Source organism: Clostridium saudiense (assembly GCF_000577815.1).
Taxonomy (GTDB): Bacteria; Bacillota; Clostridia; order Clostridiales; family Clostridiaceae; genus Clostridium; species Clostridium saudiense.
This window is the reverse complement of record NZ_CBYM010000069.1, coordinates 1-8,599: the sequence shown is the minus strand read 5'-3', so window position 1 is coordinate 8,599 and position 8,599 is coordinate 1. Positions and strand designations below refer to the sequence as shown.

Here is an 8,599-nt window from a genome sequence, read left to right as displayed (position 1 = left end):
ATCTTTTTATTACTTTCTTTTAAATAGTTTACTTATATCCATAATCAATGCTGAAATTATTGCAAAAGCTAAGCAAATTCCTAATTGTAATAAACCAAAGCTATCTGGTATATCAAAAATCCCTCTTACTCCTGGTATTAATACAATACTATATAAGCACAAACATACTATTATTGCACCTATAACGTATTTATTTTTAAATAGTCCTACCTTAAGCACTGGTTCATAATTTGATCTTGCAGGTAATGTTTGAAAAATTCTTGCAAGAGTTACAGTTGAAAATGCCATTGCTTCTCCTAACATTGGCGATGTTAAATTTCCAACATATTGTGCAAGTATAACAAAAACCCCTATTATTATTCCTCTTGTTATAACTGCTTGCCATGTTCCACCAGCTAATATTCCCTCGTTAACATCCCTTGGTTTTTCTTTCATTATATTAGGCTCAGCCATTTCTAATCCTAAAGCAATTGCAGGCAAAGAGTCATTTATCAAATTTATAAATAGTAATTGTAATGCGCAAAATGGATTTGACCAATTTACAAATACAGCAAATAAAATAGCAATTATTGCTCCTAAATTTCCTGCGAATAAATATGTAATTGCTTTTTTAATATTGCTATAAACTGTTCTACCAATTTCAACTGCAGATACAATAGTTGCAAAATTATCATCTGTTAAAATCATAGCTGATGCATCCTTTGCTACATCTGTTCCACTACCCATACCTATACCTATATTTGCTTGTTTTAAAGCTGGAGCATCATTAACTCCATCACCAGTCATAGCAGTAATATATCCTTTTTCCTGCCAAGCTTTTACTATACGTATTTTATTTTCTGGTGATACCCTAGCATAAACTGTAATATGCTCAAGCTTTTCTTTAAGCTCTATATCTGATAATTCATCTAATTCTTTTCCAGTTAAAGAAATATCATCTTCACTCATTATTCCTATCTCTCTTGCTATAGCAGAAGCTGTTGTTTTATGATCTCCCGTGATCATTACTGTTTTTATTCCTGCACCAGTTGCTTCCTTAACAGCATCATAAACTTGTTCTCTTGGTGGATCTATCATAGCCATAAGTCCTACTAAGGTCATTTCAGTTTCATCTTCTAAACAAGGAACAAAATTTTCGTCAGGAACATCTTTAACTGCAAATGCCAATACTCTTAATGCTCTATTTGAAAAATCTTCATTCACCTTTCTATATTCATTTTTAATTTCTTCCGTCATTTCTTCTACTTCACCATTATTAAGAACTGTATTAGATCTTGCAAAAACAACATCCGGAGCTCCTTTTGTAAACATAATTGCATTTCCGTTAATAGAGTTAACAGTAGACATTAATTTTCTATCAGAATCAAATGGTATTTCACTTAACCTATCATATTTTTCTCGTAACTCTTTATAATCAATTCCTCTCTTTTCAGCAAACCTTAATAATGCTATTTCAGTTGGATCTCCAATTTCTTTTCCAGTTTCTGTTACTTCAGAATCATTGCAAAGTGTAGATGACAAATCCATAGCCTCAACTTGGCTTGAATTATTATTTTTTTCTTCTACTTTAGCTTTATTTACTCCATACATAAAAAAGTCAACAACTGTCATTTTATTTTGCGTTAATGTTCCTGTTTTATCTGTACAAATAACACTTGTAGATCCTAGTGTCTCTACCGCTGGCAATTTTCTTATTATTGCTTGCTTTTTAGCCATATCTTTTGTACCAACAGCTAATACAATTGTAACTATTGATGATAAAGCTTCTGGAATTGCTGCAACAGCAACGGCAATAGCAAACATAAATGAATTAAATATTAGATTTTTCATATTTTCACCATCAATATACCCTCTAATTACTTGGATAATAAAAATGGCTGCTGCTAATATCATAATTATTATACCTAGCTTTTTGCCAAAATCATCTAACCTTTCTTGAAGTGGTGTTTGTGTATTACCCGCACTTTCTAATAATGTAGCAACTTTTCCTACCTCAGTATTCATTCCTGTTTCTGTAACAACTAAAGTTCCTCTACCATATACTACTGTAGCACCACTAAAAACCATATTTCTTTGATCGCCAATACCAACCTCTTCTTCTATTTTGTCGCTATGCTTTAAAACTGCTTCTGCTTCTCCAGTAAGCATTCCTTCTACAACCTTTAGACTTTGTGCCTCTATTAACCTTCCATCTGCTGGTATATAATCTCCAGCCTCTAAAAATACTATATCACCTACAACAATTTCTCTTACTGGTATTGTTTTTTTCTTTCCATCTCTTAACACCTTTGAATTAGGTGAAGATAGTTTTTTCAAACTATCAAGTGAACTTTCTGCTTTTCGAGTTTGTGTCACTCCTAATAAAGCATTTAAAATTACTACTACAAATATGATAAGAGATTCTACAAATTCACCTAAAAAAATTTGTACTATTGCCGCAATAAGTAATATTATTACTAATGGATCTTTAAAGTTTTCTAAAAACATTTTCCATATAGGAACCTTGTTTCCTTCTTTTAATTCATTGAATCCATTTTTCTCAAGCCTTATCTTTGCTTCTTGATCAGATATTCCATTTATATTACTACCTACTTCATTCAATACATCTGAAGATTCCTTTTTATAATGCATCTAAATCTCCTTCCCTTCTCTTTTGTACTAATGTTAGTATTTACTTAATTTAAAGATTATATTATTTAAGACTTCCTGATCTTATTATTGAAATCAGTAACCATAACCCTAAGACAGCTGAACCAAAATATCCAATTAATCCAATAATCGAAACCCCATATAAACGCGGTGCTGGATTTATGTTAATAATTAAAGATGATCCCACTATCATTCCCGCTATTACCAAAGCAAAAGATAATCTATTAACCATTTTATTTAAAACATCTATATATTTATCTTTATCTTCAATTACTATGTTAATCTTTGTTCTTCCTCTTATTAAAGTATCTGCTAAAGAAATTAAACGTGACGGAATATTTAAGCTATCCCTAGTTAATTTATATCCTTTCAATAAATAATCATTAACATCAAATTGTTCAAAAAAATAATTTTTATAATATCCTTTAACATATGGTATTACTAAATTAATAATATTTAATTCAGGTGAAAGCTCTGCAACTAATCCTTCTACCATAACCATTGTTCTTATAAGCATTGTAAAATCACTAGATATTCTTAAATTATTTCTTTTAGCTATATCGGACATTTCTTGAAACAATACAGAAATTTTTATATTTTTTAATGAAGTAGTATAGTAATTTCTGAACATGTATTCAATATCCTTATAAAGTAATTCTCTATCTGTTTTACCATTCTTAATACCTATATTCATAACAAAATCAGTAAGTTTATCTATATCTTCATTTGCCACTGCTGTAATAGCTGAATTTAGTTCTTCTTGCTTTTCCTTAGATAATGCTCCTACAATACCAAAATCAATAAAACATATTTTACCTTCACGAATTAATATATTGCCTGGATGTGGATCTCCATGAAAAAATCCATCTCTCAATACTTGCTTAAAATATGAAAGAGTTAGTTTTTTTGCAATATCATCTCTATCATAACCTAAGCTCTCAATCGATTTTTTATCATTTACTTTAAACCCTTCAATATTTTCTTGAGTCAAAACATTTTCACCTGTATAATCATGAATAATAAAAGGAGCATAAATACAAGCACTATCCTTATTTAATTCTCGAAATTTCTCAATATTTTCAGCTTCATAAATAAAATTTAATTCTCTTTCAGTTGATGCCTTAATTTCTAATAATATTTCTTTAGGATCAACAACTGTATCCTTAAAAAATTTTGTAAACTTTTCACTCAATCCAATTAAAATATCAAAATCCATCTTCATAGTTTCTTTTATATTAGGTCTCTGTATTTTAATAACAACATCTTCACCACTTTTAAGCATCCCTCTATATACTTGAGCTATTGAAGCAGAGGCTATTGGAACTTTATCTATATAAAGAAACTCATCTTCAATATCTTTATTAAACTCATTATAAAATACCTTTGACATGTTAACAAAATCATCAGCTGGTACATTATCTTGTAATTTAGATAGCTCTATTATATATTCCTCCGGTATAAGTTCTTGTCTTGTGCTTAATATTTGACCTATTTTTATAAAAGTTGGTCCTAATTCTTCAAATGCCTTTCTAAGATTTGAAGGGGATTTTTTTTCTTTTTCTTCTTTTTTACCTAATAAATATCCTAATCCATAATTTGTGAATACTTTTAATATTTCTTTGAATCTAGTTACTGAACTCCCCTCCATAATTACCTCCCATTATCTAATAAGTTTACTTTTTCTCGTCATTTAACATACTTTCAACTTTATATACCCTTGCTTTTAACATCTCAAATTCATCTCTAGTTACATAATTATATGCTTCTATATTCATATCTTTAATTGTAGTTGATACTTGATTTTTTTCTTCATGTTTACATTTATCATTAAATGTTCTTTTTAACTCTTCTCCAAGTTCTTTTCCTTCTTCAACAGTTATTTTTCCTTTACTCACTAATTCCTCAACAACTTCTGCGGCTTTATCATAGGTACTCGCAACAGCTCCAACACCAAACAGTAATACTTTTTTTATTTCATCCATCATTTTTATATACCTCCTAAATTACATTTACATTTATATTTATGTATTTTAATTTAAAATATATTCTAAAAATAAAAGTTAGCATATATTTGCTAACTCTCTTTTCTTTCAACACTTATTTTTCCTTGCACACTAGCAGCATTACTTTTTATAAATGTCCCCTTAGTTTCTTCATCTTTAAAATATAAATTCCCTTTTACTTTAGTATTATCAATTTCAAACCCTTTAGCCTTAATATAAATATCTCCTATAAAAGTTCCACCTTTTATTATGGTATTTTCACTTTGTATAGTTAAACTAGGAGCCTCTAAAACATAATTATTAATTATATTATTATCTTCATCTTTACTAAATAAGTTTAATTTTCTTCCAACCTTTACAACATTATTTTCCTCTGTTGTATCTGTTTTAAAGAATTCACCTTCTATAATAAGAGGATTATCTGAAGTAATATTATCAGTAATTGTGATGCTATAATCATTAGTTAATGCATATGTTAATTCTCCTTCATTTTTAACAAACTCAGTATTTTGAAACTCATCTTTTTCATTGCTTACTTCATTGTTTTCTTTAGTCCCAGTAGAATCACAACCAATCATGAAAACACACAAAATGGAAAGTACATATATTATAATTTTTCTTTTCATTATAATTATCCTCCAAGGTTATTTAAGATAATACCACTAATTGAATCCCTTAATATTTATTTTTCCTATATATTATTTAATTATTCTTATTTTGTAAAAATAAAATAAGTATAAGTATTATATATATCCTAATTGATATACACTTTAATACCTATACTCATATATTATAATTATTTGCTATATCTACTTCTTCTTATACCATATCTAAAACCTGCTCTAAAAGCAGCTTTTATTGCATCTTTAGCTCCTTTTTCATAACCATCTTTATACCCTTCATCATAAGCTTCTTTTCTTTCTTTAATAACTCTACTATTATCTTGTTCTGAACTATAATTCTTATCTTCATAATAATTTTCTGAATCAACCCTTTCTGAAAAACTATCTTCAGATTCAGCTTTAAACTCATCTACATCGTTATAATTTTCTTCACCATTATCTATATCTGAATCATGAATTATAACATTATCATATTCATCTGTAATATAATCTTCTTGTATTGTTTCCACTTCTTCTATTAGATTATCATCATCTTCAGCTTCTATAGAATTTTCATAGGATTCTTCTTCTAAATTATTATCATTTTTTGAAGCTTCTATGTCCATAATTATATCTCCTTAGAATATATCTCATACTCTATTATATGAACATCACTTTATAAGGTGTTTATTTTACGTAGTGCATAATCCATTGCCCCATCTAAATTACTACTATTTTTTCCCCCTCCTTGAGCTAGAAAATTACTTCCTCCTCCTCTTCCATCTATTAAAGTAATTGCATCCTTTAACAATACATTCATTGATAAACCTTTAATATTTTTCGAACAAGCAAAAATCAAATTAACCTTATCTTCAAACTTTATTGCAAATAGTACCACCATATTATCATCTAATGTTATTTTTTCTGCAATTTTTGTTAGATACTTTAAATCTCCATCATTATAAATCTTTTTTACTACATTTAATTTATTAACCTTAATGGCATTTTCTTTCATTTCTTTAATTTGATAATCAGCCATTTCAAGCTTTATTTTTCTATTTTCCTCTTTAATATCTTTTAATTCATTTGATAATTTATTCATTGAATGTATTGCATCTTCCTCACCACAATTTAAAAATTTACAAATTTTATTTCTAAATTCATCTTTTCTAAAATAATCTTCAACAGCCCTTTTTCCAGTCAGATATTCTATTCTTGTTGCACCTTTATGCTTTTCCCAACGTCTAATTTTTATTATTTGAAGATCTAATGTTTTACTAGGATGAACCCCACAACAAGCATTAATATCTAAATCACCAATTTTTACAATTCTAATTTGCTCATCTGTATTAGGTAAATCACGTCTAAGCTTTAACTTTTTTAGCTCCTTTTTTGAAGGTGTTAAAAACTCTACTTCAATATTTTCTTGAATGATTTCATTTGCCATTTTTTCTGCTTTTCGTATAGATTCTTCATCTAAAAATCCCTGAATATCTACAGTACTTATTTCTTTTCCAACATGAACACTAACTGTATTAGCATTAAATAAAGTAAAAAAACATCCTGAAAGTACATGCTGTCCTAAGTGCTGTTGCATTCCATCTAATCTTCTATTCCAATCTATTTTACACTTTACTTTATGTATCTTAATTGGCTTTGTTTCTGTAACATGATAAATTAATCCATCCTTCTCAAAAACATCAATTACCTTATGATTTTCTATGTAACCCAAATCACAATGCTGACCTCCTCCCCCTGGGAAAAATGCGGTTTTATCTAAAACTACATGAAACGTACCGTTAACTTCTATAACATCAAGTATTTCTGCTGTAAATTCTTTTAAATATTGATCTTTATAATATAACTTATCCATTAAAATACCTCCAACTATTTCCTAAGCATTATTTTATAAATTTTATATTACTTCATATCATAATTCAACCTATTTCACTCTCTACTTTTTATTCTATTTTTTTCCATATATATATGCTATAATATATTTAATTTTACTATTATGTTATTTATTTTATTATAATATCTCATAATTTACATATTAATGCAGTAAATTTGACATATATAAATTTCTATAGTAATGTAACGTCAAGAATAATTATTCTTATAGGAGGTGCACTTATTGTTTAAAAAGTTAATTACTTTAACCCTTGCTACAGCATTATTAACATCATCATTAAGTTTTGTCTCTGTACATGCTGCTACACCACAAGATACGATAAATGAAAACTTAGAAAAATATCAAACCCTTGATAATCAAATTTTAGAATTAAATTCTAAAATCGAAGATTTAGATGTTGAAATTGATAAAACAACAATAAAATTAAATGAAAATAACGCAGCTATTGAAGATATTGAAGATGAAATAAAAACAACGGAAGCTAAACTAGAACAAACAAAAGAAGATATAGATGAAGCACAAGTTGTATTAGATAATAGAGTAAGAAATATGTATAAAACAAATATGACTTCTAATATTTTAGTTAGTATAATTACTTCTAAAAGTATATCTGATTTATTTTCTAAGGTACAAGCTATCTCAAAAATAGTTTCTACGGACAAGCAAATACTTTCTAATATAAATGAGAAAAAAGTAGAATTAGACCTTACTATTGAAACATTAAATACAAAAAATTCAGAGTTAGTGTTATTAAAAAACACTATTGAAGAAGATTTAAAAACTATCGAAGATAAAAAGGCTGAACAAGAACAATATGTTGAACAATTAAACTCTGAAAAGGAAGCAGTTTTTTCAGTTATAGAAGAAAATGAAAAGCTATTAATATCAAAGCCATTATCTATTGCTAACTCTTCTTCTGCTTCTGTATCTGAATTGCAAAGTGCTATCGATACATTAAACTCTTACATTCCATTATTAAATAGTTCAACAACTATTAATATGGCTAAAGAAGGTATTAGCAATGCTAAAGCAAAAATATCTGAGCTTAACGCTCCATCTATACCAACGACAGGTACTACTGTTGGAGAAGCAATTAAAACATTATCTATGGAATCTACTGCCTATTATGGACATGGTATAACGGCTTCTGGCTTAAAACCTGTTAGAAATCCAGACGGTATAAGTACTATTGCCGTTGATCCAAATGTAATACCACTTGGCTCTAAAGTTTATGTTTCAGGATATGGACTTGCTATTGCTGCTGACACTGGTGGCGCTATTAAGGGTAATATTATCGATGTATATCTTAATAGTTATGAAGAATGTATGTCATGGGGAAGAAGACAAGTTACTGTACAAATTTTAGAATACCCTTGATTAGTTAATAGTTTATAGTTTATGTAGAAACTCCTTTCGGAGTTTCTTTTAAATTT

At 28.1% G+C, this 8,599-nt stretch carries 7 protein-coding genes; 1 reads left to right on the top strand and 6 read right to left on the bottom strand.

Translation table 11 applies throughout. From position 1 onward, the window contains the following. Positions 1-9 precede the first annotated feature (9 nt). The 6 genes from TY07_RS16690 to TY07_RS16665 form a co-directional block, all read right to left on the bottom strand. The gene (locus TY07_RS16690; protein ID WP_042402902.1) at positions 10-2,631 is read right to left on the bottom strand and encodes a calcium-translocating P-type ATPase, PMCA-type; all 2,622 of its coding nucleotides are present in this window, start codon (positions 2,629-2,631) and stop codon (positions 10-12) included. 61 nt (positions 2,632-2,692) lie between these two features. After that, on the bottom strand, positions 2,693-4,297 hold the full coding sequence (locus TY07_RS16685; RefSeq protein ID WP_042402900.1) for an ABC1 kinase family protein: 1,605 nt from the start codon (positions 4,295-4,297) through the stop codon (positions 2,693-2,695). Between the two features lie 25 nt (positions 4,298-4,322). Beyond that, positions 4,323-4,634, bottom strand: a complete 312-nt coding sequence (locus TY07_RS16680) for a phasin family protein (RefSeq protein WP_042402897.1) — start codon at positions 4,632-4,634, stop codon at positions 4,323-4,325. An 89-nt stretch (positions 4,635-4,723) separates the two neighbouring features. Further along, on the bottom strand, positions 4,724-5,278 hold the full coding sequence (locus tag TY07_RS17485; RefSeq protein ID WP_052330768.1) for a hypothetical protein: 555 nt from the start codon (positions 5,276-5,278) through the stop codon (positions 4,724-4,726). Positions 5,279-5,448: 170 nt separating this feature from the next. Further along, a complete protein-coding gene (locus TY07_RS16670; protein ID WP_042402894.1) occupies positions 5,449-5,880 on the bottom strand; it encodes a hypothetical protein in 432 nt (143 codons plus the stop codon). Positions 5,881-5,930: 50 nt separating this feature from the next. Next, positions 5,931-7,127: an alanyl-tRNA editing protein gene (locus TY07_RS16665; RefSeq protein ID WP_042402891.1), complete on the bottom strand. Its 1,197-nt coding sequence runs from the start codon at positions 7,125-7,127 to the stop codon at positions 5,931-5,933. A 261-nt stretch (positions 7,128-7,388) separates the two neighbouring features. On the opposite strand from TY07_RS16665, the gene TY07_RS16660 reads away from it, so the two are divergent. After that, positions 7,389-8,543, top strand: a complete 1,155-nt coding sequence (locus TY07_RS16660) for a 3D domain-containing protein (protein ID WP_042402889.1) — start codon at positions 7,389-7,391, stop codon at positions 8,541-8,543. Positions 8,544-8,599: the final 56 nt, after the last annotated feature.